This window comes from Ruegeria sp. N10, from assembly GCF_056531545.1.
On the sequence record NZ_JBQFLY010000007.1, the window covers coordinates 30,860 to 55,340 of the forward strand.

General features: G+C 53.7%; 26 protein-coding genes. 12 read left to right on the forward strand and 14 right to left on the reverse strand.

Annotation, left to right across the window (positions count from 1 at the left end):
• Positions 1 to 27: 27 nt before the first annotated feature.
• Entirely contained in the window at positions 28 to 2,133 is a 2,106-nt protein-coding gene (locus ACR0JI_RS11245; protein WP_480493184.1) for an AAA family ATPase, read from the reverse strand.
• A gap of 357 nt (positions 2,134 to 2,490) precedes the next feature.
• Between ACR0JI_RS11245 and ACR0JI_RS11250 the strand changes: the two genes are divergently transcribed.
• From ACR0JI_RS11250 to ACR0JI_RS11260, 3 genes are all read left to right on the forward strand, one after another.
• Positions 2,491 to 2,781 carry a hypothetical protein gene (locus ACR0JI_RS11250; RefSeq protein WP_480493186.1) on the forward strand — a complete coding sequence of 97 codons (291 nt, stop codon included), beginning with the start codon at positions 2,491 to 2,493 and terminating at the stop codon, positions 2,779 to 2,781.
• Positions 2,782 to 3,421: 640 nt separating this feature from the next.
• A complete protein-coding gene (locus ACR0JI_RS11255) occupies positions 3,422 to 3,763 on the forward strand; it encodes a DUF6626 family protein (protein ID WP_480493188.1) in 342 nt (113 codons plus the stop codon).
• A gap of 134 nt (positions 3,764 to 3,897) precedes the next feature.
• Complete coding sequence (locus ACR0JI_RS11260) at positions 3,898 to 4,470, forward strand: tyrosine-type recombinase/integrase (protein ID WP_480493190.1); 573 nt, start codon at positions 3,898 to 3,900, stop codon at positions 4,468 to 4,470.
• 71 nt (positions 4,471 to 4,541) lie between these two features.
• On the opposite strand, the gene ACR0JI_RS11265 is transcribed toward ACR0JI_RS11260, so the two are convergent.
• Positions 4,542 to 5,234, reverse strand: a complete 693-nt coding sequence (locus tag ACR0JI_RS11265; protein ID WP_480493192.1) for a type ISP restriction/modification enzyme — start codon at positions 5,232 to 5,234, stop codon at positions 4,542 to 4,544.
• A gap of 24 nt (positions 5,235 to 5,258) precedes the next feature.
• Here ACR0JI_RS11265 and ACR0JI_RS11270 point away from each other — a divergent pair, with 24 nt between their 5' ends.
• On the forward strand, positions 5,259 to 6,092 hold the full coding sequence (locus tag ACR0JI_RS11270) for a heparin lyase I family protein (protein ID WP_480493195.1): 834 nt from the start codon (positions 5,259 to 5,261) through the stop codon (positions 6,090 to 6,092).
• Positions 6,093 to 6,102: 10 nt separating this feature from the next.
• On the opposite strand, the gene ACR0JI_RS11275 is transcribed toward ACR0JI_RS11270, so the two are convergent.
• From ACR0JI_RS11275 to ACR0JI_RS11290, 4 genes are all read right to left on the reverse strand, one after another.
• Complete coding sequence (locus ACR0JI_RS11275) at positions 6,103 to 7,608, reverse strand: tyrosine-type recombinase/integrase (protein ID WP_480493197.1); 1,506 nt, start codon at positions 7,606 to 7,608, stop codon at positions 6,103 to 6,105.
• 163 nt (positions 7,609 to 7,771) lie between these two features.
• Positions 7,772 to 8,257, reverse strand: a complete 486-nt coding sequence (gene rpsI / locus ACR0JI_RS11280; RefSeq protein WP_209503959.1) for a 30S ribosomal protein S9 — start codon at positions 8,255 to 8,257, stop codon at positions 7,772 to 7,774.
• A 6-nt stretch (positions 8,258 to 8,263) separates the two neighbouring features.
• The gene (rplM, locus tag ACR0JI_RS11285; protein WP_480472706.1) at positions 8,264 to 8,722 is read right to left on the reverse strand and encodes a 50S ribosomal protein L13; all 459 of its coding nucleotides are present in this window, start codon (positions 8,720 to 8,722) and stop codon (positions 8,264 to 8,266) included.
• A gap of 161 nt (positions 8,723 to 8,883) precedes the next feature.
• Positions 8,884 to 10,287, reverse strand: a complete 1,404-nt coding sequence (locus ACR0JI_RS11290; protein WP_480472704.1) for an aminotransferase-like domain-containing protein — start codon at positions 10,285 to 10,287, stop codon at positions 8,884 to 8,886.
• A 98-nt stretch (positions 10,288 to 10,385) separates the two neighbouring features.
• On the opposite strand from ACR0JI_RS11290, the gene ACR0JI_RS11295 reads away from it, so the two are divergent.
• Entirely contained in the window at positions 10,386 to 10,613 is a 228-nt protein-coding gene (locus tag ACR0JI_RS11295; RefSeq protein WP_480472702.1) for a DUF1127 domain-containing protein, read from the forward strand.
• Between the two features lie 60 nt (positions 10,614 to 10,673).
• Here the strand turns inward: ACR0JI_RS11295 and ACR0JI_RS11300 are convergent, their stop codons facing one another.
• Entirely contained in the window at positions 10,674 to 11,117 is a 444-nt protein-coding gene (locus ACR0JI_RS11300) for a PaaI family thioesterase (RefSeq protein ID WP_480472700.1), read from the reverse strand.
• 58 nt (positions 11,118 to 11,175) lie between these two features.
• Here ACR0JI_RS11300 and ACR0JI_RS11305 point away from each other — a divergent pair, with 58 nt between their 5' ends.
• The 4 genes from ACR0JI_RS11305 (at position 11,176) to gluQRS (ending at position 15,087) form a co-directional block, all read left to right on the forward strand.
• Entirely contained in the window at positions 11,176 to 11,961 is a 786-nt protein-coding gene (locus ACR0JI_RS11305; RefSeq protein ID WP_480493199.1) for an enoyl-CoA hydratase, read from the forward strand.
• Between the two features lie 255 nt (positions 11,962 to 12,216).
• Positions 12,217 to 13,557, forward strand: coding sequence for a methylenetetrahydrofolate--tRNA-(uracil(54)-C(5))-methyltransferase (FADH(2)-oxidizing) TrmFO (gene trmFO / locus ACR0JI_RS11310; protein WP_480493200.1), 1,341 nt, complete (start codon positions 12,217 to 12,219; stop codon positions 13,555 to 13,557).
• A gap of 37 nt (positions 13,558 to 13,594) precedes the next feature.
• Complete coding sequence (locus ACR0JI_RS11315) at positions 13,595 to 14,209, forward strand: class I SAM-dependent DNA methyltransferase (RefSeq protein ID WP_480472694.1); 615 nt, start codon at positions 13,595 to 13,597, stop codon at positions 14,207 to 14,209.
• Entirely contained in the window at positions 14,206 to 15,087 is an 882-nt protein-coding gene (gene gluQRS / locus ACR0JI_RS11320; protein WP_480493202.1) for a tRNA glutamyl-Q(34) synthetase GluQRS, read from the forward strand. Before ACR0JI_RS11315 ends, gluQRS begins: the two co-directional genes overlap by 4 nt.
• Positions 15,088 to 15,090: 3 nt before the next feature.
• On the opposite strand, the gene hisI is transcribed toward gluQRS, so the two are convergent.
• Positions 15,091 to 15,480 (reverse strand): phosphoribosyl-AMP cyclohydrolase, encoded by a 390-nt coding sequence (gene hisI, locus ACR0JI_RS11325; RefSeq protein WP_480472690.1) that lies wholly within the window; start codon positions 15,478 to 15,480, stop codon positions 15,091 to 15,093.
• 48 nt (positions 15,481 to 15,528) lie between these two features.
• On the opposite strand from hisI, the gene ACR0JI_RS11330 reads away from it, so the two are divergent.
• The gene (locus ACR0JI_RS11330) at positions 15,529 to 15,981 is read left to right on the forward strand and encodes an iron-sulfur cluster assembly scaffold protein (protein ID WP_480472689.1); all 453 of its coding nucleotides are present in this window, start codon (positions 15,529 to 15,531) and stop codon (positions 15,979 to 15,981) included.
• A gap of 58 nt (positions 15,982 to 16,039) precedes the next feature.
• Positions 16,040 to 16,678 (forward strand): MarC family protein, encoded by a 639-nt coding sequence (locus tag ACR0JI_RS11335; protein WP_480493204.1) that lies wholly within the window; start codon positions 16,040 to 16,042, stop codon positions 16,676 to 16,678.
• A gap of 184 nt (positions 16,679 to 16,862) precedes the next feature.
• On the opposite strand, the gene ACR0JI_RS11340 is transcribed toward ACR0JI_RS11335, so the two are convergent.
• The 5 genes from ACR0JI_RS11340 to sciP all read right to left on the reverse strand — a co-directional run bounded on the left by ACR0JI_RS11340 (position 16,863) and on the right by sciP (position 22,656).
• Positions 16,863 to 16,985: a hypothetical protein gene (locus tag ACR0JI_RS11340; RefSeq protein WP_267366389.1), complete on the reverse strand. Its 123-nt coding sequence runs from the start codon at positions 16,983 to 16,985 to the stop codon at positions 16,863 to 16,865.
• A gap of 112 nt (positions 16,986 to 17,097) precedes the next feature.
• Positions 17,098 to 19,188 (reverse strand): ATP-dependent DNA helicase RecG, encoded by a 2,091-nt coding sequence (gene recG, locus ACR0JI_RS11345; protein ID WP_480493206.1) that lies wholly within the window; start codon positions 19,186 to 19,188, stop codon positions 17,098 to 17,100.
• Complete coding sequence (gene ligA / locus ACR0JI_RS11350; protein ID WP_480493207.1) at positions 19,185 to 21,437, reverse strand: NAD-dependent DNA ligase LigA; 2,253 nt, start codon at positions 21,435 to 21,437, stop codon at positions 19,185 to 19,187. The genes recG and ligA overlap by 4 nt, the downstream gene beginning before the upstream one ends.
• A 123-nt stretch (positions 21,438 to 21,560) precedes the next feature.
• Complete coding sequence (ctrA, locus tag ACR0JI_RS11355) at positions 21,561 to 22,277, reverse strand: response regulator transcription factor CtrA (RefSeq protein ID WP_480485691.1); 717 nt, start codon at positions 22,275 to 22,277, stop codon at positions 21,561 to 21,563.
• A gap of 85 nt (positions 22,278 to 22,362) precedes the next feature.
• Positions 22,363 to 22,656 (reverse strand): CtrA inhibitor SciP, encoded by a 294-nt coding sequence (gene sciP / locus ACR0JI_RS11360; protein WP_267364743.1) that lies wholly within the window; start codon positions 22,654 to 22,656, stop codon positions 22,363 to 22,365.
• 128 nt (positions 22,657 to 22,784) lie between these two features.
• Between sciP and mnmA the strand changes: the two genes are divergently transcribed.
• The gene (mnmA, locus tag ACR0JI_RS11365; protein WP_480493209.1) at positions 22,785 to 23,930 is read left to right on the forward strand and encodes a tRNA 2-thiouridine(34) synthase MnmA; all 1,146 of its coding nucleotides are present in this window, start codon (positions 22,785 to 22,787) and stop codon (positions 23,928 to 23,930) included.
• Here the strand turns inward: mnmA and ACR0JI_RS11370 are convergent.
• Positions 23,927 to 24,472 (reverse strand): carboxymuconolactone decarboxylase family protein, encoded by a 546-nt coding sequence (locus tag ACR0JI_RS11370; RefSeq protein WP_480493210.1) that lies wholly within the window; start codon positions 24,470 to 24,472, stop codon positions 23,927 to 23,929. The two genes, mnmA and ACR0JI_RS11370, sit on opposite strands and share 4 nt — an antisense overlap.
• Positions 24,473 to 24,481 lie beyond the last annotated feature (9 nt).

The window sequence follows — 24,481 nt, forward strand, 5'->3', positions numbered from 1 at the left end:
GGCAAGTGTGTAAGAGTTGATCGCGTGCTAGGCCACCTTGACCACTGTTGGAAGCAACCTGTCACATTCTTTCACAACATACTCAGGAATGCTGTCAAATACCCGCGGATCTAGCTGCATCACGTATTCATTTTCAATGTGATACGACTCATTGATAAACTTAGAAATCACATCATCGTCGTGACGACCGTTAATAAGCCGAAACAACTGAATTTTTTCGTAACCCACTTCTGTCGAATGGTACAGATCAATCATTTCGTTGGTGTCGTTCAGCTGAACCAGGAGTTGATCGTAGTCAAAGTTTTCAATTCTACCACTGACGGCGGTTTCTGCTTCCGCTTTTTCCAAAACTGTCATTTCTCGCGATCCACTTGAATCTTGAAGCGTTGGCACTGCTCGCTTGTGCAAAAGACTGGCCAAGAGATTGTACTCCAACCCCACGTTGTTCGCGATCTCGAAATGTCGGCGTAGATAGATCGCTTTGATCAGTGGATTAGCTTCGCCCGATACAATTTCATTGCAGATTTGTCCGAAAGTTTTGATGTCACCTTTCGTGATAGCTACTTCGGAAACTACGTTTTGCTTTGATGAAAGGAAAGTGGCTTGAGGATTTGATCCCGCGAAAAGCCCTGCCGTACTTTTGACGACGTCAATCGCAGGTTCGATATCATGGGTCAACATTACTGATGTGCAGTCTCGCAAACTACCTTTTCCACGAAAAAGTTCATGCATAATTGCAAACTTCTTGTTCTTGTCGAAGGATGAAATAGGGTCATCTAAGACGACTAAGTCGGGTCTTTTACTGTTTACTTCATGCATAAAAAGCACCAACGCAAATGCGTTCCTTTCGCCAAAACTTAAGTGCCGACCCGCCATCTCGATATGCTCGTTGAGGTCTTCGTGCTCGAGCTTCATCTTGTAAGAGTCAGGCTCAGGCACAATCGACACAGAATAGCGATAGCCTGCCGACTTCAAAAAGCCGTTAATGCTGGACTGGTTTATTTCGATGGCTTTTTTGATTTTAGCTTTTTGTCTGCCAACCAGCCCTTTCAGAATGCCGACTTTCTTTAAGAGTTCTTCGAGTTGAGCGTTGATCGGGTCTGTGACCTTTCTCGTTTCCTCAGAGTCCAACTTATCGATCATACCGAGGTCGATCTTTAGTCCTTGGAGTTTGGCGTCAATTTCATCAACGTCGCGAAGCGAAAAAAAGGAAATTGTTCGGAGACCATCAAGTTGTTCGATAAGTGCGGTGATCGAAGTCTTGAGGCTACTGAGAAAGCTCTCCTGCGGCGCTGTCAGCTCGATTTTTGCATTTACAACTTTTTCCAAATTTTCCTGACATGCTGAACTGAAGTATTTCCCAAGTCGTTCAATAACCGCTTTTAGGTTGTTCAGATGATCAACCGCGGTCGCGTTGTATTGTTGGGAAACTGCTTGCACCGTGTTCTTTTGCTCTTGCGTTGGCAGTTCTGTGGCGCAGTAAGGACAGGTGTCGCCATCCTGCATGAACTCGTTTCCTTTGATCTGCCATCCGATCCATTTTGAGGGCTTTTCACCTTTGATGAAGGTCTCGAAAGGTAAAAGTTCATCAGGAATGTTGTCTATTTTATTGCCGGAGCCGAAAGCTTTGAGAACTTTGCTGCTTTTCGAAATTGTCCCGTCTTTGTTGGCCTTTCCGAATGCGTCTCTAAGGTCCTTCAAGTCCTTGGTTGTCTGCTCAATCTCTTCGCTTTTCAGGAATGCTTTTCTTATTCCATCAAAGGACGCTGTGATTTCGTCCATTGCGGTATCGTATTCTGGGGTCTTTATGAATATTTCGAAGCTGTTCTGTACAACTTCGTCTTGCTGGAACGCGAATTGATTAACGTAATCCTCATTGAAAATCAGAACTGATTGAATGTCGCCGGTACCATCTACCGAAGGCAAAGTTGAGTTTTTAACTTTACGCAACTTGAAAGGGAGCAAGTCCTTCAAACTGCCATCGCCGCTTATGTGCCCAGCTATCGCTTTCGAAATAGTGCTTTTTCCCAGTCCGTTGGGCCCGTACTTAATATTCAGCCGGTTTTTCTCGATTTGAACATTCGCTTCATCAATGCTGTTGCAGTTTTTGATCCTTATGTCGTAAGTCGTCACGCTCTGTACCCTCATCAAATCGCGGGCAACTTATCAATGTTCATGCGGCGGTGCACGCCCGTATTGGTTGTGATTGCGAAAAAACGTTCCGTAGTAGTGGCTGCGGCAGCGAGCGGGCTCGGACCAGTGATCGAACGCGTCCTGCGAGAACAGCTGTTTTTGTGATGAGTGTGTCCTACGCACTGACCGACCAAGCTACGAAAGCCGTTTGATTACTTAACGGCCGCTACTTTTTTCTGATCGATTAAGCCCACATGTCTAGGCAAATAATGGAGTAATTCTCGGGCGTGCTCACTAAAATCCACGCAAACGAAACTCCTTAGCTCATTCAAGCTAAATAGCTTGAGGAGGTACAACATGTCGTTAAGAGAAATTAAGAAAACCATTTTCGAGTTACGCAAGGATTTCGGCACGCTGCCCAAGCATGAACAGGTGCGAGTTACACAGTGGCTGCTAGATACCGCTGACTACTGCATTGAGGGAGTGAGACTGCAAGAACAGGATAGCACCACTGCAGCGAATAGACGCAAGGCTAAGAAACGTGAAACTGAGCTTGATCCCAAGCCACCTACGAAGCCCGTGCGTGTTGCTGAACCGAGTAGGCCCAAAAAGCCGAAATATTCCGGTAATCACGCCCCTTCTGCCTGAACGTGGTAAATACATTAAGAAGCTAAGGCACAAGCCTTCCTTCGTTACAAACTGATCGAAAGGTTAGCACGCCGGATATTATTGTGCTGTGAACCCGTTCTGATGTGAGACGGTAGCAAACGGACTTTTCAGTTGTCCGCTTCAACAATCTACCCTGCCATCGCGCGCAGGATGCCTAAAACGCGCTGCCTATGCGGAACTGCGTTTATTGTTGTCGTAGTGGTTGTAGCGCAGCAATGCGTGAATTTTAGTGAGACGGACCGACGCGCTGCATTGCAGTACCCGTCATCGCGCTGGGTTTAGCTTCGCTACACCAGCTCCAGCGCGTGCGTATGATGCCCAGTAATAGAGATGATAGCAAAACCTGCTCTTCCTTTAAGGTTTGGTGAGTGTAGCCTGTTAAGCGACGAATAAAGCCGCGCAACTGGATCGTGCCAAAGACAGGCGCGATCTGTTTGCTCAGAATAAAGCCCTTCAAACAAACTGAAATTTTTTTTCAGACATTTTGCCTGAAAACCCAAAAAGGCTGATGCTGTGAATGCGAAGCGAGAGCGAAGCTATGAACAGTGCCGGCTGTTGATGCAGAGCATCAACATAAAAACCTTTTTCAACAAAACCCAAATTATCAAGGAGAACCCATATGTTACTGATGGAGAAAATTTACATTGATCTTAAAGCTGAAGCTCTGGTCGAATCTGCTGAGGACTTCAGCCAGGACTGGTGCCGACGAAGCCGAAGCTGGTTTGCCGTCCAGAAAAACAGCAACAGTGATCTCAGCGCACAAGCAGCCATTGCTTGTCTCCAAACTGCTCAGATCAAACTTGCGCTGACCCATCTACGCAAAAAGCACGTAGGCAGCATAGTCGATTCAGAAATCGGTACACTGCGAGAGGTGATAGCCAGCTTGGAAGCTTACTTGCAGGAACAGCACAGCATTTTGTCCGTCGTTCCGGCAAAAACGCCAAAACCGAAAATGTTATGAATTGTATAATCTCTAATATTTCTGAAATTTTCCATTTGCGGCCAAAGGCTTAACTTGAGTTAAATTTTCGGTCGTCCGCCAAAATGTGTGAATTTACAATACATTACAACGAAACCACACATTTTAGGTGAGTTATGAAACAAGCCAAGTTACTGACAGAGGTAGAACGAAAGCGCGTATATGCGGTAATCGACGCACATCGGTACAAGTCAAGAAACCGTGCAATTTTTGCACTCAGTTTTTTTGCCGGTCTTCGTGCGTGCGAGATAGCAGGACTGAAAGTTGGCGACGTATACGATGTACAAGGACAAGTGCGCGACACGCTGTTCTTAGTAGCGGGACAAACCAAAGGCGACGAAGCAAACACCGTGCTAGTAAGCAAGCGGCTTGCCAAAATCCTCGCCAAATACGCTGCCACCTACCCTCGCCACATCAAGAATCCGCAAGCAGCGCTAATTTTTAGCGCCAAGCGCGGCGGGTTCAGCGCTCAAACCATCGTCAACCTGTTTGCTCGGTTTTACGAACTTGCAGGCGTCAAAGGTGCCAGCAGCCACAGTGGCCGCCGACAGTTTTTGACCGAGCTTGCTGACAAGGGGGTAAACGTCCGGGTCATACAAGCACTTGCCCGACACAAAGACATTAGCACCACTCAACGCTACATTGACTACAACGAAAGCAAGCTTCGCAACGCGATAGAACTGCTTTAGGCAAGTCGGCTCGGACTTAATCGCCGATCAACTATGTCAGAGTTCTTGATGATCGTTATACCACAATCGCCTTAGACTTCCTTTAGCTCCAGCTTAGGCAAACTCCGCACCAATTTCATCGTTTCCAAACTTACCGTTATGACACGCTGAAACAGTTTTAGCGGATAAGCAGGGTCTTGCATTGTCTCGTTCGCGTAATCGTTCGCGTCGTTCACAATTCCGCTTTTGGGATCGGTTTTCACACGCTGCCGCTCAACAACCCAATCCAACGCTGGCTTGCCATTTACAACATATTCATATGCCGCAAGCGGTATGTCGACGAGCGTGATGTTGTTGTTGTAGTGAAGCGTTGTCTTGTCACTGCCGCGTTTACCGCCATAACGCATCTGCTCGACACGGAAGTAGCTTACGGGATCGTCTATATTAGCCAAGCGCAGGTCGCCCTCAGCAATTGTAACTGGATGCATTTCCGCACTCTCATAGTTTACGTGCAAATCACCCAGCTTACGGCCAGCTTCTACAAACGCCCAAAAATCATCTTTATGTTTAACAGCGGGTATAGCATCATCTGTACACCACACGCTCGTACTAACCGGCGGTTGATTGCAGTCATTTTGCACGCTTTCTCTACCTGTGAATCCTCTCACTTGTAGCTCCCCAAAATGTGCTCTGAGCTCAAAACTGAATGAACCGCAAAGCTCTTTTGCTCTGCTCAATCTCACAAAAAATAGGTTTGCTAGTTCATATGTTTCAGCTAGCATCATTGTTACATAATATCAGGATGTTATATGTTTATTCGAGCATTTCTCATTTCTGCAGCCCTTGCCTTATTCAGCCCGACACTAGTCACCGCAGACGTTGACTTCGACAGTTTCAAACAGAAACAACAAAATCTTCCCAAGTCATACAAAAAACTCAAAAAGGTTGAGGGTATCGACGCAAAGTATGTGCATTCATTCTCAATCTACGGCGGCGAGTGCAAATCCAAAAAACTTCCAGATAGCAGCGGCAAGGGGGATTGCGACTACGGCAGCGTGCGAAGCGAGCTTAGAGAAAAGAAAAATGGAAAATCATTCTACAGCGCTTTTCCACAACCCAGTCCTGTCTGGTACGGCTTTGATATTTTGATTCCTCAAAGCTATCCAACACAAGGGCAGCAAAAATCGGCGTGGAATATCTTTGCGCAATGGAAATCAGAACGCTGCCCACATGCTGCAGTGGGACACTGGACTCGCCCCGGTCACGGAAACGCTCTGTTTTTGGTTACCTTCAAGAGCGTAGGCACGCGGGAAAACCACGACTGTGACGGGGTCGCGGTTAAGAAAATCGTTGAAATGCCGACTGTTAAAGGTAAATGGACCCGTGTCGAAATGTTTGTGAATTGGAGTGACAGTGGCAACGGCGTCATTGAAGTTTACATTGATGGTGATCGCAAACTAACACATCGCGGCCCGAATCTTGATCCGAACAACATCAATGAAGACGGCAAAAGGTCCAACAAGAATTACTTTAGTTTTGGTACTTACCTAGCCAACAGCCGAGGACCTGGTGCAATACGCTCGGGTACTGTGTACTACGCGAACGTACACAGGTCGAAAAAAAGGGAAGATCTTTTTCGGTAGTGGTTGTTGGTCATACTGAATTCTTTTGCGAAGAATTTGCAATTTCCAAAAACGCTTCTTTAGTCAGTTCGCCTGCATTGTAACGCCTACTTGCTTCTTTTAAGAACGCATCATCTTGCATAGCAGCCCCAGAATCTGCTGCATCTTTGCGCTTTTTCCGTTTTGTCTGAGTGATCTGTGACCTGCGCGACTTAGATGTGACATGGGAATAATGCTTTTCGATCTGCTTAACCTCACACCCCATGTTCAGCGCCAAGTCGTAAACGTTCACATCGCCTTTCTCCAACCGTACTGTCGCATAGGTGTGGCGCAAGCTGTATAAGCTGCGCCTGTCACCGTCCCTGTCAAAAAGTAAACCACCTTCCCTATCGTCAATTTCAATCTCTCGCAGAACGCGTTGAAAACTCTTGTTTAAATCCCCAATCTGTTTTGCTTTGCCGTCAGCATCAAGTTGTTGACCAAACCAAACCCAATCACTTTCAGAGGTGTGCGGCGAAAGTTCTTTCCATTTAATAAGCGCTTCGTTTGCGCCGGGCTGAGTTTGAACGAGCCGCGTTATTCCCTTTTTCGTAGCTTTGCTCACGCGCACCTCAGCAATACGCTCATCTTCCCCATCTACTTCTTCATTAAGTTGCACATCGACCCACTTCATTTCTCGCGCTTCACCAACACGCAACCCACTGTGCATTAGGAACAAAACGAAGTATGAGAGTTGGGCACGGTGCAGGACATGCCATTTGTTCAAACCCGTACTTGCAAACCGACCTTTGCATTCTCTGTAGCGTCGAAAGTTCTGAGATAACATCTTCCGTTCTCTCTCACTATCAAAGGCCGGACGCCTGTTTGGTGCTTCTCCTTTTTTCGCAACACGCAGTTTAAACACTTGCTGCATGCGGCCCTTCTCAAAGGCATCATGGAAGATTTGGTTAAGAGCGTTTTGCTCCATTTGCAGCGTTTTCAATGCGGGTAAACGCTTGGCGTTTGCTGTGCCACGAGTTTTGCTACCTCGCCTTTTTGGATTGTAGCTGAGTAGCTTTTTTGCCTCGTCTCTTGTCCAATACGACTTTCTCCAATCCCAATAGCCATGCGCATACTGCGGGGTGATTTCGTTGAGAAGTTTTGAAGTTCCGTCGCTGTTGGAAAAATAGTCTTTGAAGTAACGATTAAAATACATCTTGTGCCAGCGTGCGCGTGCTTCAGCCCAAGTTTCATTACTTACGTTGCGCTCATACCAATCGTTCCAATGTCGTTCAAAAGTGTATTCGTCTAAGCTGTGTCCCATCCTTGCAGCCTGCTGCAAACGCAAGAACTCAGCTTGTGCATGAACAAACGCTTCTTCGTACTTCGTGCGCCTAGTGCTGCGGGTGTAGTAGCCTTTTTGCCCAGCTATCTTTAGCCGCATGTACCAGCTTGCAGCGCGATGTGTTTTTGAGTTGGGAACGGCTACGTCTAGATTGCGTTGAAACAACAAGAGCGCACCATCGTAGTGTTCTTGTCTATTTTTGTAGTAAGCCACGCCCTGCCCGTTTCTCCAATGCTGCAAACGCTAAAATTATGCTAATTTCGCTAAACCAAGACGTCAATGATATCAGTGTGCTGCTAACAATCTGCTAACAATAAAAAACGGCCGCAAAATCTTGCAGCCGTTTGTTTTACAAGAGTTTTTTTGTCGTTCAGCGTTAGCGCTTCGAGAACTGGAACGAACGGCGGGCTTTGCGCTTACCGAATTTCTTACGTTCCACAACGCGGCTGTCGCGGGTCAGGAAGCCAGCGGCTTTCAGTGCGCCACGCAGGTTCGGATCATAGAGTTGCAGCGCTTTCGAGATGCCGTGCTTAACCGCACCGGCCTGACCGGTCAGGCCACCGCCTTTGACGGTTGCAACAACGTCGAATTCACCTTCTACGCCGGCAACCTGGAACGGCTGGCGCAGGATCAGCTGCAGAACGGGGCGTGCAAAATAGACGTCCTGATCTTTGCCGTTTACGGTGACTTTGCCGGAACCCGGCTTGATCCAAACGCGGGCAACAGCATCTTTACGCTTGCCAGTGGCATAGGAGCGGCCCAGCTCGTCACGTACGGGTTCACGTACGATCACTTCTTCGGCCACGGTTTCAACGCCTGCGACGGCGCTCAGCTCTTCGAGAGTATTGATCTGATCAACCATCGGTCATTAGCTCCGGGTGTTTTTCTTGTTCATGGACTTGACGTCCAGAACTTCGGGGGCCTGGGCCTCGTGCGGGTGCTCGGCACCGGCATAGATACGCAGGTTGGTCATCTGCTGGCGCGACAGGCGGTTGCCTGGCAGCATACGCTTGACGGCCTGGAAGACAACACGCTCGGGGTGTGCGCCATCCAGGATCTGCTGTTTGGTGCGCGATTTGATGCCGCCCGGGTGGCCAGTGTGCCAGTAGAAGTTTTCTTCGCGCTTCTTGCCGGTCATCTGGATTTTGTCAGCGTTGATCACAATGACATTGTCGCCCATATCCATGTTCGGAGTAAACGACGCTTTGTGCTTGCCACGCAGGCGCATGGCGACGATCGAAGCAAGACGGCCCAGAACAACGCCTTCGGCGTCGATCAGGATCCACTTCTTGTCGATGTCTGCAGGTGTTGCAGAAAAGGTTTTCATGGCAGGATAGTCCTGTTTGATGTGAAAGACCGCCCCAGCGGAGCGGCCCGAATTCGATGGACGGGTTTTATGAGGTGCCTGCACGCAGGTCAAGCGGCATTAGTCTTATTTATGCACGTAAAACCAAATACTTAGAAAATAGGTATTATATTACCCCATATTCAAACGCTGATTTGTTCAGGCGGATTGTCCAATAGAACACGCAGGCGCTGCATCGCGTCCTCGAACCGTTCCAGTGACACATGACCATTCATGGCAATACGTACCGCGTTCGGCGCGCGCCCATCGCGCAGCGCGAACTCGTCGGCGGATCGGAGTTGTATCCCTTCCCGCTCGGCCGCGCGACTGAATGCAGCCGACCGCCAGCCAGACGGAAGGCTCAGCCAGACAAAGGGAACGTCCGGGGCCCAGTTCAGATCAAACCCACCCAGGGTATTGACAGCAACGCGTAGATAATCCCCCATCCGCGTGCGCACATCCTTGGCGATCTGACGCGTACGCGGATCGGACAGCAGAAGGCGGGTCAATTCCGCCAAGGGCTGGGCCAATCCGAAATATCCGTATTCAGCGGACCGGCGCAGATCCACACTTTTTTCTCTGGGGGCGATAGCAAAACCCACACGCAATGCCGGTGTCAGAATCTTCGAGATTGATGACACATGCCATCCCCGTTCAGGCGCCAGTGCCCGAAAGCTGGGCTCTCGGGCATCGCCCATGCGATAGCAATCATCTTCAATGATCTGCAAATCAAAGCGACGGGCAATCTCAACGATCTCTTTCCTCCGCTCCAACGGTGTGTGTGCGCCCGTTGGGTTTTGAACTTCTGGCGACACGCAGACGGCCTGCGCTGTCGTGTGGCGCAGAACATGTTCTAACGCTGCCGGATCGACACCCCATCTGTCCATCTTCACACCGACCACTTCCGCGCGCATCAGTTCGCCTGCGCGACGGAACCCGGCATAAGACAGGTCCTCGACCAGTACGACAGGTTTGGGCCCGCGCAGGATCGTTTGAAACACAACGCAAAGCCCGTTCTGGCCGCCATGTGTCAACACAATATCATCATGGGTCAGTGCGCCCAGCGGAAGGTCTGACAACCAGTCCACAACCGCCTGTCGCACGGGCTGGTACGCGTCACGCGTCGGGTAATTCAGAAACAAACCCGGATCGGCTTGCGACACCTTTTTCAGACATTCACGGATCAGGGACACCTGCCCCATATCTGCCAACCTAGGGCTGAACAGACTTACATTGGCATTGTATTTGTCGTCCCGAAGATGCAGTTGCCGCGCCCAAACGTCGTCAAGAATGGGCGATTTTGGCGGCGCAACAAATGTACCACGCCCGACTTCGGCTTGTAACAACCCCTCATCTGTCAGGATTGTATAGGCGCGCGCGACTGTACCAGGCGTTATTTGCAGGCGATACGCCAGTTCGCGCACCGGAGGAAGTTTGACGCCCACTTCCAAAGATTTGTTATCTATGGCTTTTCGAATTGTGTCAGCAACCAGAGTGTATTTCGGTCCTTTGGATTTCGGTAGCGCCTCTGGCCAAATTGTATCCATTACAATTCTTCCTTTGCTTTTGACACAATTTCGAATGTATCAGTCACGTGTACCAAGTACAACTGATTTGTGTCAATACAATTGAAAGGAATTCCGAGATGACACGCACAATGCACACCCCCGCCCTTCTGCTGCTGACCGACAGCCCCCGGCTGCCTCTGGCCGCTGCACTGGCCGTGCGGTTTGCGGCAGCGGTCACTCAATGGGAGCGTCGTCGCCGTAGCCGCGTCAATCTTAGTTATCTGGATGACCGCTTGCTGAAAGACGTCGGTCTGACACGCCATGATGCGCGCCGCGAGGTAAAGCGCCATTTTTGGCAGATATAACTGATCCCCAGTCCCATTATTGGGACCTCTTCCTGGGCCGGGGCTTGTCCCCGGTCTTTTTTATCCGAATTTCGCGGCCGCGGACCCTGCAGGTGGCAGGGAATAGGTCATCGTCGCTCTGGCAACAGGGTCTTCCGCGCCATCGGAATACATAAGTACGTCACCGACGGCCAAAGTCCGGCCCAGTTTCAGCAGGCGACATATAGCAATCATGTCCGTGTTGCCTGCTGGTTTGCGTAGAAAATCCAGGGAACTGTTCGTTGTGACCGCCAGGGATTGACGCCCTTTTCGCGCCAGAACCATCGCGTATACACAAACATCAGCCAGCCCAAACATGGATGGTCCCGAAACCGTACCCCCCGGCCGCAGATGCTGATCCTTCACAACAAGGCGCATGGTGATTGTATCTTCGGTCAGGTCCTCGACGACAAAGTCTTTATGCACCTGCGGGAAAACCTCCTTTAGGTATTGTGACAGTTCGTCCCGGTTCATTGCCAAAGCCATGCTTTCCCTCCTGCTCATACCGACCTAGAGTTGGCCCAACATGGGATCGGAGGGCAAGATGGCAATTCTGGAACGTAACGACACCGGCGCTGTTGCACGGCTTACAATGAACGCCCCAGAGCGGCTGAACGCGCTGAGTGACGAGATGCTGTCGGCGTTTCAGGCTGAACTGGACACGTTGCGTGAAGACACGTCGATCCGGGCTGTGATCCTGGCGGGTCAGGGTAAGGTTTTTTGCGCCGGGCACGACTTGAAACAGATGACGGCCGGACGCCAGTCCGAAGATGGTGGCAAAGCTTATTTCAATGACCTGTTTTCGCGCTGCGCGAAAGTGATGATGTCGATCCAGTCCCTACCCCAGCCCGTCATCGCACAGGTCCACGGCATTGCAACCGCCGCCGGGTGTCAGCTGGTAGCCACCTGTGACATGGCCGTCGCCGCGGAAGGCACAAGGTTTGGGGTGAACGGCGTCAATATCGGTTTGTTCTGCTCGACACCCATGGTGGCCCTCAGCCGCAATATCCCCAGAAAGCAGGCATTTGAAATGCTGACGACTGGTGAATTCATATCAGCCGAACGTGCTGCCGATTTGGGTTTGGTCAACCGCGTTGTCCCCGAGACGCGTCTTGAACACGAAGCCAATGCGCTGGCAGAACTGGTTGCTTCCAAGCTGGGATCCGCTGTCAAAATCGGTAAAGAGGCGTTTTATCAACAGCTTCTTATGCCGCTGGATCAGGCTTATGCCTATGCCGGTGACGTCATGGCGCAGAACATGCTGTATCGGGATACAGAAGAAGGCATTTCAGCCTTTATCGAAAAACGTCCCCCAAATTGGTCCCAATAATGCAATTGTTTTGCACATTTTTCGCCACTGTTTTGAATTTTGCACTTTCCAAAAGGGCGACACTGTGGCAAAGCTGGGTCGAGGCCAAGGCCTCAGGACACTTTTGGGTCGCCGTGGGCGGAAGGTCCCTCCAGCTGGTCTCTCTCACCAGCGCTGACAATCCCGCAGCGGCGACCCCAAGACCCCTTCCATAAAATTCGTGAAACCGCTTTGCCTCAGTTGCGCCCGATTGTGGTCTGCCCTATGTGGCATCGCATGACACAAGTTTTGCATATTGTAGGCGGCGGCATGGCCGGGTCAGAGGCGGCCTGGCAAGCTGCTGAAATGGGCGTGGATGTTGTGATTCACGAAATGCGTCCGACCATCGGCACCTTTGCACATCAGACCGGCAATCTGGCGGAAATGGTGTGCTCGAACTCGTTCCGCTCGGATGATGATGAGCAGAACGCAGTGGGTCTGCTGCATTGGGAAATGCGTGCCGCCAATGGGTTGATCATGACAACAGCCGATGAACACCGCCTGCCAGCCGGTGGCGCGCTGGCTGTGGACCGTGACCCGTTTGCAGAAAGTGTGACCACAAAACTTCGCGCCCACCCACGCGTGACGGTAACCGACGAAGAAGTGACGACCCTGCCCAGCGATGGCCAGTGGATCTTTGCGACCGGCCCCCTGACGTCGCCCGCGCTGGGTCAGTCCATCCAGGCCGAGACAGGGTCTGACGCACTTGCCTTTTTCGACGCCATCGCACCGATCGTCTATGCCGAAAGCATCGACATGAGCAAAGCGTGGATGCAATCACGCTACGACAAGGGCGAGACTGAAGAAGAGCGGACGGCCTATCTGAACTGCCCGATGGACCGGGATCAGTACGAGGCCTTCATAGACGCGCTTCTGGCAGCAGAAAAAACCGAATTTCACGAAGGCGAGGCAGCAGGTTACTTCGACGGCTGTCTACCCATCGAGGTTATGGCCGAACGCGGTCGCGAAACGCTGCGCCATGGTCCGATGAAACCGGTCGGGCTGACCAACCCGCATGAGCCCGGCGTGAAACCACATGCAGTGGTGCAGTTGCGCCGCGATAACGCATTGGGCACCTTGTTTAACATCGTGGGTTTCCAGACAAAGATGAAATACGGCGCCCAGACCGACGTGTTCCGTATGATCCCTGGCTTGGAGAATGCCAGCTTTGCCCGGTTGGGCGGCATTCACCGCAATACGTTCATCAACTCTCCCACGCTTCTGGATTCGCAAATGCGGTTGAAATCCAAACCCAACATTCGGTTTGCTGGACAGATCACGGGTGTGGAAGGCTATGTAGAAAGCGCCGCGATGGGGTTGCTGGCTGGTCGGTTTGCCGCTGCTCAGATTTTGGGGCGTGACCTGCCCGCTGTTCCGCAAGACAGCGCAATGGGTGCTTTGATTCACCACATTACGGGTGGTGCCGAGGCCAAGACCTTTCAGCCGATGAACGTGAATTTCGGCCTGTTTCGCCCCGTGGATGGCCTGAAAGGCGGGCGTCGGGGTCGTAAAGACCGGTACAAGGCCTATACCGACCGGGCCAAAGCTGAATGGAGTACCTGGTTGGAACATTGCTGACTGGACGCGTAATGCGGACTCGGCCTAGCATGCTGGAATGAACGACACGTTTCTGAACAGCACATACAACCTCGGCACGCCTGAAGCGACTGAAGCGCACTATCAGAACTGGGCTGCAACCTATGAAAAGGAAGTTGGTGAACACGGTTACGCCACGCCGGGCCGTGTAGCAGCGGCTTTGTGGTCTTTCGCACCGAAGCCGCAGATCCCAATTCTGGACTACGGCTGCGGCACCGGGTTGTCGGGGCTTGCTCTGCGCGCTGTTGGCTTTGAAGTCATCGATGGGATGGACCCAACAGAGAACATGCTTCAGGAAGCCGCCAGCAAGGGCGTTTATCGAACACTGACCGGATTCGATATCGCCAAGCCCGCGCCGTTGAAGCGTGGGGAGTACACGATGATTACTGCCATAGGAGTGATCGGAAAAGGTGCTGCCCCGCCCGAGACACTGGATTTGTTGATGCACGCGTTGCCCAAGGGTGGTTTGCTTGGCTTTTCGCTGAACGATCATGCGTTGGCGGACCATAAATTCACCTGCCGTCTGACGGATTGGGTCGACATGGGGGCCGCACGTTTGTTATTTCGTGAACACGGCCCCCACCTGCCCGGTATCAACCTTAACTCTGACGTGTATGTATTAGAAAAAGCGTGACTCTCGTAACGCGCTTTGCGCCATCCCCAACAGGCCCCCTTCACCTTGGGCACGCATATTCTGCGTTGGTTGCCAGCGATCGGGCTGCTTCTGAAAGCGGCCGGTTCCTGCTGCGAATTGAGGATATCGATCAATCCCGCTCGCGACGGCTATGGGAGGATCAGATTTACCACGACCTCAGATGGTTGGGGCTGACATGGCCGGAGCCCGTGATGCGCCAATCGGATCGTTTGGGCTTTTACCACAAGGCGCTGGATCAGCTATGGGCGCAGGGTCTTTTGTATCCATGCACGTGTAATCGCAAAGATATCGCCGCTGCAACCAGTGCGCCGCAGGAAGGCGCACCCATGCTTGGACCCGACGGGCTTGTTTACCCTAGGACTTGTCGAAAAAGGTTTGTTGGCAAAGATTTATCGGAACTTCCTCGTCCAACTCAGGACCCATTGCGATTGGACGTGGTCAAGGCGTGTCAGGCGGTCCACAACCCCGACAGGTATCAGTTTCTTGAGCTGGGTTCGGGTCCCGGCGGCGAAACCGGCATTATCACCTTTTCGCCTGATGAGTTGATTACCACCATAGGTGATGTTGTTCTGTCCCGCCGTGACATGGGGACGTCGTATCATTTGTCCGTCGTACTTGACGACGCGGCTCAGGGTATAACACAGGTGGTACGGGGACGGGACTTGTTTGACGCGACCCGCATCCACGTTCTGTTGCAGGTGTTACTGAACCTGCCGACACCCGAGTATTTCCACCACGACCTGATCCGCGATGATGCAGGCAAACGGCTGGCCAAACGCGATGATGCCCGCGCGATCTCAAAATACCGGGCCGAAGGGGCTAGCCCGGGCGACATACGCCGAATGGTTGGGCTTTGACCCCTACTCCATTGGCGCCATCAGTTTAGCCTCGACCCCATCCCGAACGGCGGTAAAAAAACAGGTTCGTCGGTTGGTATGGCAGGCTGCACCGGTTTGACGGACCAGAACCAATAGACAATCCCGGTCGCAATCGATCCGGAAATCCACCAGTTCCTGCACATGGCCCGAGGTTTCGCCCTTGATCCAGAAGGCCTGCCGGGAGCGCGACCAATAGGTTACCCGCCCGGTTTCGAGGGTCTTTTCAACCGCCTGCACGTTCATCCAGGCCATCATCAGAACCTCGCCTGATGCTTCATCCTGCGCAATCGCCGGGATCAGACCCGCCTCATTAAATCTCAATTTAGAGGGGTCAAACACGACTGGGTCAGACATCTGAAAAACCTTTTGCATCCGGTGGGCTGGCCACTATGTATGGGTAACACACGACGAGGGAAAGCCATGAGCGGCGAGAACGACCTGATTAAGCTGTATTCCGGGCGCATTCTGGCGCTGGCTGCGGATATTCCGCATCTTGAGCGACTGGAAGATCCTGATGCAACCGTCAAGAAACGCTCACCTTTATGCGGATCGAGTGTAACTGTCGACATCAAGGTTCGCGACGGTCAGATCAGTGCCTTTGGTCAGGACGTCAAGGCCTGTGCTTTGGGGCAAGCGTCTGCCTCGGTCGTTGGGGATGCAATAATTGGAGCGTCGCGGGCGCAGGTCGAAGCTGCGCGTGATCAGTTGGCGGCCATGCTCAAGAATGGCGGTCCTGCACCCGATGCACCGTTTGACGGGCTTGAGGTGCTGATGCCTGCTCGGGATTATAAGAACCGCCATGCGTCGATCCTGCTGGTACTGGATGCCACGGCTGAGGCCATGGCGAAGGCTGAACAGGCAAACTGCGCCTGATTATAGCTATTTGGCGGAAACCCGTTTACCCTCTGCCAAGATTTCAGGAGGGATGGGTTTGAATAATTTGCTCGAGCATTTCGTGACGCTTTGGGTCGTTATCGACCCGATTGGAACAATTCCCGTTTTCATCGCCGTTACTGCGGGATTGGACGCGGCAGGCCGGCGGCGGACAGCGCTGTTAGCAGCCGTGATAAGTGCTGCCGTATTGCTGTTTTTCCTTGTATTTGGTCAGGTGCTGATCGAAGCGCTGGATATCGGGCTGAATTCGTTTCAGGTCGCTGGCGGCATTATCCTGTTTCTGTTTGCCCTGACGATGATCTTTGGTGAAAGCAAACAAGAGGTCGAACAACGGCAAGCCGAAGAAGATCGTGAAGACGCGTATCACCAGCAGAACCCGGCGATATTCCCGCTGGCCGTGCCTTCATTGGCATCCCCTGGCGCGATGCTGGCAATCGTTATCCTGACCGACAACCACCGTTACAGTATCGCTGATCAGGGTATCACAGCGCTTGTCATGCTTTCTGTATTGCTGGTTGCGTTTGTACTGATGCTATTGGCCGAGCCCATCATTCGGCTGATCGGCCATTCAGGCGCGGCGATCGTCAGCCGTGTTATGGGGATGATTTTGGCCTCGGTTGCTGCCAACTCAGTCCTGTCCGCGCTGTTGGAAATCTTCAAAACCGGCCAATTGTAAAAAAAGCCGCCGCGCTTTCCGGGCGAAAGGGCGGCGGCAGGTATTGCGTGTCTCGCGTGGGGTCCGGTGTACCGCGCGGGGCCGAGGCATGGCCCCTCAAGGGGTTTGGGACAGGCAGGTCACCCTTGACTGAAATGGGGATGACAGCGCGGATTTTTCGGCACGAGATCGCAGGCAGAAAGGCTTAGAAACCAACCGGCAGGTGAAGGGCCACCATCAGCATCACGACCAAAGACAACACGCCAACGGCATCCTGCAGGATGGTCGATTGCGCGCGGCTGAAAGCGGTCTTGATCTGGGTCAGCATACGGTCACCTCCGGTCAGAGCTTTAATCCTTTGTTGACCTTTTGTTCTCATATTTTTTGATGTAGGTAAAGAACTTTTTGAGAACATTTGTGAACTTTGAAGAACATTACAGCTAACCCACTGAAATCAAACGGATCGCCTGATCCTGTTTCATCAACCACAACAGTACGCGTGCGGCCCGTCCCCTGTCAGAGGTCAGTTTGGGATCGGTCGTTAGCAGCGCCCGCGCATCGGATTGGGCGACGGCCATCAATCCTGCCTGACGTTCCAGGTCCGCGATATGGAATTTTGGCAACCCGGATTGCGCAGTCCCGATCAGATCGCCCGCGCCTCGCATGTCAAGGTCAGTTTCCGAGATTCGGAAGCCATCTTCTGTCTCGCGCAGAACCTCCAGCCGCTTGCGCCCTCCGTCGCTGAGCGGTGGTTGATACATCAGCAAACAAGTGGATTCCGCATCCCCGCGCCCGACGCGCCCCCGCAACTGGTGCAATTGCGCCAGCCCAAAGATCTCGGCCCGTTCAATGACCATGATCGTTGCGTTGGGTACGTTCACGCCGACCTCGATCACCGTCGTGGCAACAAGGACCTTTGTTTGCCCGTTCTGAAACGCGCTCATCGCGGCGTCTTTGTCGGCGGGTGGCATCTGTCCGTGAACCAGTCCCACCACTCCCTCGCCTAAAATGGCCCGCAAACGTTTGAAGCGTTCCTCGGCCGCCGTCAGGTCCGAAACTTCGGATTCGTCGACCAGAGGGCACACCCAGTAACACTGTCGCCCTTCATCAATCGCTCGCCGCAGGTGGGCGATGACTTCGTCCATGCGCTGTGTGTTGACAATCGCCGTTTTGATCGGTTTTCGCCCCGGAGGCTTTTCATCCAGCACCGAAACATCCATGTCGCCATATTGCGCCAGCGCAAGACTACGTGGGATCGGAGTGGCGGTCATTACCAGAACATCGGCCCCCTTGCCTTTTTCCGACAATTCCATTCTCTGCCGCACGCCAAACCGGTGCTGTTCGTCGACGATGGCCAATCTCAGCGCCTTGAATTCAACATCACTTTGAAACACTGCATGTGTGCCAACCAGAATGTGAATATCGCCTTGTTTAAGTGCCTCAAGCTTGGCACGCCGCTCCGCGCCCTTATCACGTCCGGTAAGCAGTTCCAGAACCACTCCGGCCTGCTCGGCCAGTGGGCGCAACCCTTCCAGATGCTGGCGTGCCAGAATTTCGGTCGGGGCCATCATCACGCCCTGCCCGCCTGCCTCAACGGCGATCAGAAGCGCCATGAAGGCCACCAGCGTCTTACCGGCGCCGACGTCGCCCTGTAACAGTCGGTTCATTCGGGCGTCAGACGCCATATCAGCCGAAATCTCATCAATAGCGCGCGTTTGTGCATCAGTCGGGCGATAGGGAAGGCTTGCCAGCACTTTAGATTGCAGTGCCCCGGTTCCCACGCTGACTATCCCCCGCGACTTGCGCTCTCGCTGCCGGGCCAGAGCGAGCGTCAGCTGATGCGCAAACAATTCGTCATACGCCAATCTCTGACGCGCAGGGGCAAACGGCGCGACATCATCAGCGCCGCGCGGATTGTGACCGGCGTGAATGGCCGCAGACCAGCTCGGCCAGTTTTGCTGTGACACCTGCGCCGGATCGATCCATTCCTCTAGCTTGGGTGCGCGTGCCAATGCGCTGCGGCTGGCCTTGAACGCTGTTTTCTGGGTCAGCCCTTGCGTCAGGTGGTAGACCGGTTCGAATTCCGGGATATCTCCGGCTTGTTCAACGGGCAGCATGTGGTCAGGGTGCACCATCTGCGCCATGCCGTCGAACAGTTCCAACTTGCCGGAAACCACGCGGCGAGATCCTTGCGGCAAAACTTTTTTCAGATATTCACCACGTGCGTGGAAAAAGACCAGCTGGAAATCGGCCTGACTGTCTTCGACATGAACGCGATAAGCCCCTCCCTTGTTGTGAGGCGGCCTGTGCGGGCCGACTGTCACTTCCACGGTCAGAGTGGCTGGCAGGTCCACCCCCTGAATTGTATCCCGCCTGCGCCGATCCACCACGGCATAAGGCAGGCTGAACAGAACATCGCGCGGGGATTCCACCCCGGTCTGCGCCATGGCCTGTGCCGTCTTGGGGCCGACGCCATCCAACGTTTCCAGCCCCGCAAATAGCGGGAAAAGCTGTTCGGGGCGTCCGCTCATGCGCCTTCTATCAGCTGAAGCCAGCCATCCTCGTCCAAAGTTTCGATCCCAAGTTCCGCCGCCTTTTTCGCCTTTGACCCTGCCCCGGGCCCCGCGACCAGAATATCGGTTTTCTTGCTGACAGAGCCGGAAACCTTAGCGCCCAACGCCTCGGCTCGCGCTTTGGCTTCGGCGCGGGTCATCTTTTCCAGCGTTCCGGTGAACACTACGGTTTTACCCGCCACCGGACTGTCCGAGGCTGGCGCGTCGGGGGCGATAACCGTCAATTCGTTGCGCAGCGTGTCGAAAGCCCGTCGTTCCTCTTCATTGGCAAATGCGTCCGACAATGAAAGGCCAAGCGTTGCGCCAATACCGTCGATGCCGATCAGCTCTGCCCAGGCGGCATTGGCGTCGGCTGCGACATTGGCCTCCGCGGTGGCTGCGTCCCGCACTTCTTTCACGCGCGCGCGACGCCCTTCAAGCTGCGCTGCCGTACGCTCTGTATCTTCCGCCTCATCGGCCTGCCGTTGGGCCAGCGCGGCCGGGCGCGCAGTGTCCAACGCGAGTGCCATCGCATCCCAATCGCGGTAAAAAAGCGCCAGATCGCGCGCACCGACTTCACCAACATGTCGAATGCCCAGTGCGAACAACAAGCGCGCAAAGGGAATTTTCCGCTTTTCATCAATGGCTTCGAACAGGTTCCTGGCAGATGTTTCGCCCCACCCGTCCCGGTTTTTCAACCGCGTCAGACTGGCTGCGTCCCGCTGTTCCAGCGTGAAAATATCAGCTGGCGCATTGATCGGAAGGGTTGGATCCCCATAGAACATTTCAATCTGTTTTGCGCCCAGCCCTTCTATATCAAAGGCTTTGCGCGACACGAAATGTTTTAGTTTTTCAACGGCCTGCGCGGGACAGATCAGGCCGCCGGTGCACCGTCGAACCGCGTCGCCTTCTTCGCGGATCGCATCACTCCCGCATTCGGGGCAATGTGTCGGAAAGGCAAAAGGGCGTGCATCGGCGGGGCGTTTGGACAAGTCGACATCCGACAGTTTGGGGATCACATCGCCAGCGCGATAAACCTGAACCCAATCGCCCACTCGGATATCTTTTCCTTCACGGATCGCGCCGCCCTTGGCATCGCGCCCTGCGATGTAATCTTCGTTGTGCAATGTGGCATTGGAGACTACCACTCCGCCAACCGTTACAGGATGCAACCGTGCCACGGGGCTAAGCGCCCCTGTTCGACCAACCTGAATGTCGATCGCCTCCAATCTGGTCCAGGCCAGTTCGGCTGGGAACTTATGCGCAATTGCCCATCTTGGCGTCGTTGAGCGGAAACCCAGACGTACCTGCAAAGACAGATCGTTTACCTTGTAGACGACCCCATCGATGTCATACCCCAAAGTCGCACGCTGCGCTTCGATATCCCGGTAATGAGCGATCATGTCCTCAGTCGTGGCACATAGGCGCGTCAAGGAATTCGTGGGGAACCCAAGCGTCGCAAGACGCTCAATTGCTCCCATCTGGGTATCCGCCAAAGGCTCTGACAGTTCACCCCAGGCATAGGCGAAGAAACGCAATGGGCGGGATCGGGTAATTTCCGAATCCAGCTGGCGCAGCGACCCTGCCGCCGCATTGCGCGGGTTGGCAAAGGGTTTGCCCCCCCGTTCGGCTTGTCGCGTGTTCAAGGCTTCGAAATCAAAGTGGGACATGTAAATCTCACCCCGAACCTCAAGAACGTCAGGCGCGTTTTCAATCTGCTGTGGAATATCAGAGACAGTGCAGGCGTTGGCCGTCACGTTCTCGCCAACTTCACCGTCGCCCCGCGTTGCGGCCTGAACCAGCTGTCCGCTCTCATAGCGCAAGGACAAAGACAGGCCGTCAATCTTGGGTTCGGCTGTGAAAGCCAGCGGCGCGCCTGCATCAAGGCCCAGATATTTGCGAATCGAGGTGTCGAAATCGGCAATGTCCCCATCGTCGAACGCGTTGCCCAGTGACATCATTCGGACGGCATGAGTAACTTTCGAAAACCCGTCCGCCGGTTTGGCACCGACTTGCTCTGTTGGGCTGTCAGCACGTTTCAAGTGGGGGAAACGCGCCTCGATCTCGGCGTTTCTGCGTTTGAGGGCATCATAATCCGCATCCGACAACTCGGGCGCATCTTCTGCGTGATACAGAGTGTTGGCTCGCGACAGGATGTCCGCCAACCGCGCCAGTTCGGCACGCGCCTCATCATCCGTCAGGTCTGATATGGGAATGGAATTGCTCATGGCCTCGCCCTGTCACGCGTTCTTGGACCTCAGTGATAGGGCGAGGTCATGGCCAGGTCCAGATGTGCTGAGCCGTGAGTGCAATGTGCCGCCCTGGACCACCAGCGACACAAACGGTTCAAATCAGAGGCCGACCGCCATTCGCGTCTCGTCCAGAGTGTTGCTTTGCGGGTCGCGCAACACGTAGCCCCGCCCCCAAACGGTTTCGATATAATTCTCACCACCGGTTGCATTGCTGAGCTTTTTGCGCAGTTTGCAGATGAAGACGTCGATGATCTTCAGCTCAGGTTCATCCATGCCGCCGTATAAGTGATTCAGAAACATTTCCTTGGTCAGAGTCGTACCCTTACGCAAGCTGAGCAATTCCAGCATCTGGTACTCTTTTCCTGTCAGGTGCACGGTTTTTCCGTCCACCTCAACGGTCTTGGCGTCCAGATTTACGGCCACGCGACCTGTGTGGATGATGGACTGCGAATGCCCTTTCGACCGGCGGATGATGGCATGAATGCGGGCCACCAGTTCTTCGCGGTGGAAGGGTTTGGTCAGATAGTCATCCGCGCCAAACCCGAAACCTTTGATCTTGCTGTCCGTATCATCTGCGCCCGAAAGGATCAGGATCGGTGTTTCCACCCGGGAAATCCGCAACTGGCGCAACACTTCATGCCCGTTCATGTCCGGCAGGTTCAGGTCCAGCAAGATCAGGTCGTAATCGTAGAGCTTTGCCAGATCGATACCTTCTTCGCCAAGATCCGTTGCATAAACGTTTAGGTTCGCATGCGTCAGCATCAGTTCGATGCTTTTAGACGTGGTCGGATCATCCTCGACAAGAAGTATACGCATTTTCACTGCTCCAATTCGGGTCAATAATTCCAATTAAAATCAAACCTGACCAAGAATGGTTAATCTGACGTTAGCGTTGAATCATTTATTCTCGCTCTCCTTTAGGTTGTCGATACTTTTTTAAGGCCGTGGCTTTCAAAGCCTCGACACCGTGTTCCGCGACTAGGGAAACCCAGCCGTTGAACTCTTCGTCACTTATGCCGTATTTCTGTTTTGCCTCAGACAGGCTGATCAGCCCGTAAAGCACCCCACGCACGACCAGAATCTTGCGTGAGGCCACCCACCGCCTTGTGCTTGTTGGCGGCAGATCGGCGCGCGTCAGTATGGACCCGTCCGGCAGAGAAACAGACCTTGGCCCTTCCACTTTGTGCAAATACATCGCTTTACCCTTTTTGCTGCATCAAAGCTGACGCCAGCCTACTTAAGGTCGTATGAAACCGCCTCTTGAGAGTGTGTAGAATTTTCCTATATTCTGCCGGTCTTTCTTAACCCGGACAGGAACCGCCAATGGCCCTCGACACCGAGACCCCGCTGAACTCGCTTGGCTTTGCCAAACCGCCGTCGGAAACGCGGGTGGTTGTGGCCATGTCAGGGGGCGTCGATAGCTCTGTCGTCGCGGCCTACTTGGCCGATCAGGGCTATGATGTGGTGGGGGTGACACTGCAACTCTATGACCATGGCGCGGCTCTGGCCAAGAAAGGGGCGTGTTGTGCCGGGATCGATATCCACGATGCGCGCCGCGTGGCAGAAGAGCGTGGGTTTCCCCACTATGTTCTGGACTACGAAAACATCTTCAAAGACGCGGTGATCGATGAGTTCGCGGAAAGCTATCTGGCAGGCGCAACACCCGTCCCCTGCATTCGCTGCAACGAGCGGGTAAAATTCAAGGACCTTCTGGAAACCGCCAAGGATCTTGAGGCCGACTGTATGGCCACCGGGCACTATATCCAGCGCAAAATGGGGCCAGACGGCCCGGAACTGCACAGCGCCGAAGATGCCAACCGGGACCAATCCTATTTCCTGTTTTCGACAACGCCGGAACAGCTTGATTTCCTGCGCTTCCCGCTTGGTCATTTGCCCTCAAAAGACGCGACCCGCGAAATGGCGGCTCAATATGGGTTGTCTGTGGCGGACAAGCCCGACAGTCAGGACATCTGCTTTGTGCCCGACGGCAACTATGCCAGCGTCATTGAAAAGCTGCGCCCCGGTGCTGCGGAACCGGGCGAGATTGTTCATGCCGATGGCCACGTACTGGCACAGCATAACGGTGTGATCCACTACACGATCGGCCAAAGGCGCGGCCTGGGCATCGGCGGCCTGAGCGAGCCGCTTTATGTGGTCAAGCTGGACGTGGACAAGAAACAGGTCGTCGTCGGCCCCAAAGAGATGCTGGCAACGCGTGTCGTTCCCGTGCGTGAGATCAACTGGCTGGGCGATGAACCCTTCACTTCGCGCGAAGAATGGCACCTTTCAGTCAAGGTCCGTTCGACCCGCCCCCCGCGCGAGGCCATTATTCGACCGCTGTCCGACACCACTGCCGAAGTTGAATTGCTGACACCCGAAGAAGGCATCTCGCCCGGTCAGGCCTGCGTCTTCTATGCCTCGGAAGGCAGCCGCATTTTTGGTGGCGGCTGGATCTGGCGCGGATACTAGGCCGAAACCGGTTCAACCTCTGGTTCGATCTGGATCTGAAGCGCATCGTTGAACCGGTTGAATGCACCGCACAATGCGATGCGCCAGGTTAACTCGACAATCTGGGCATCGCTGAACCAGTCCCGCAGGCCGGAAACCTCGGCGTCGCGTATACGGCCTGATCGTGTCGTTACAGCCTCGGCGTATCGCACGACGGCCTTGTCGCACGCGTCCAGTTCGGGGTGGTTGTCGACATCTGGCAAACGCGCCGCGCCTTCGGGGCTGAGACCTGCAACCGTCAACAGTGGAGTATGATGCGAGACGCAGTAGTCACAGGCGTTCAATTTGGAAACCGTCACCATGGCCAGTTCCAGCGCACGACGCGGCAAAGTTTGCTGTTCCCGCAACGCCGTCAACATGCCGGCGACATGTTCCAGAACCGGTGGACAATGTGCGGCAACCCGGGCCCAATTGTCGAACGGGCCATAAGCACCCAAAGCCGCATGTGACGCGCGTGTCTCGTCTGCCATCTCAGGGTCTGACAAAGGGGGGATGCGGGTCATGATGAAATC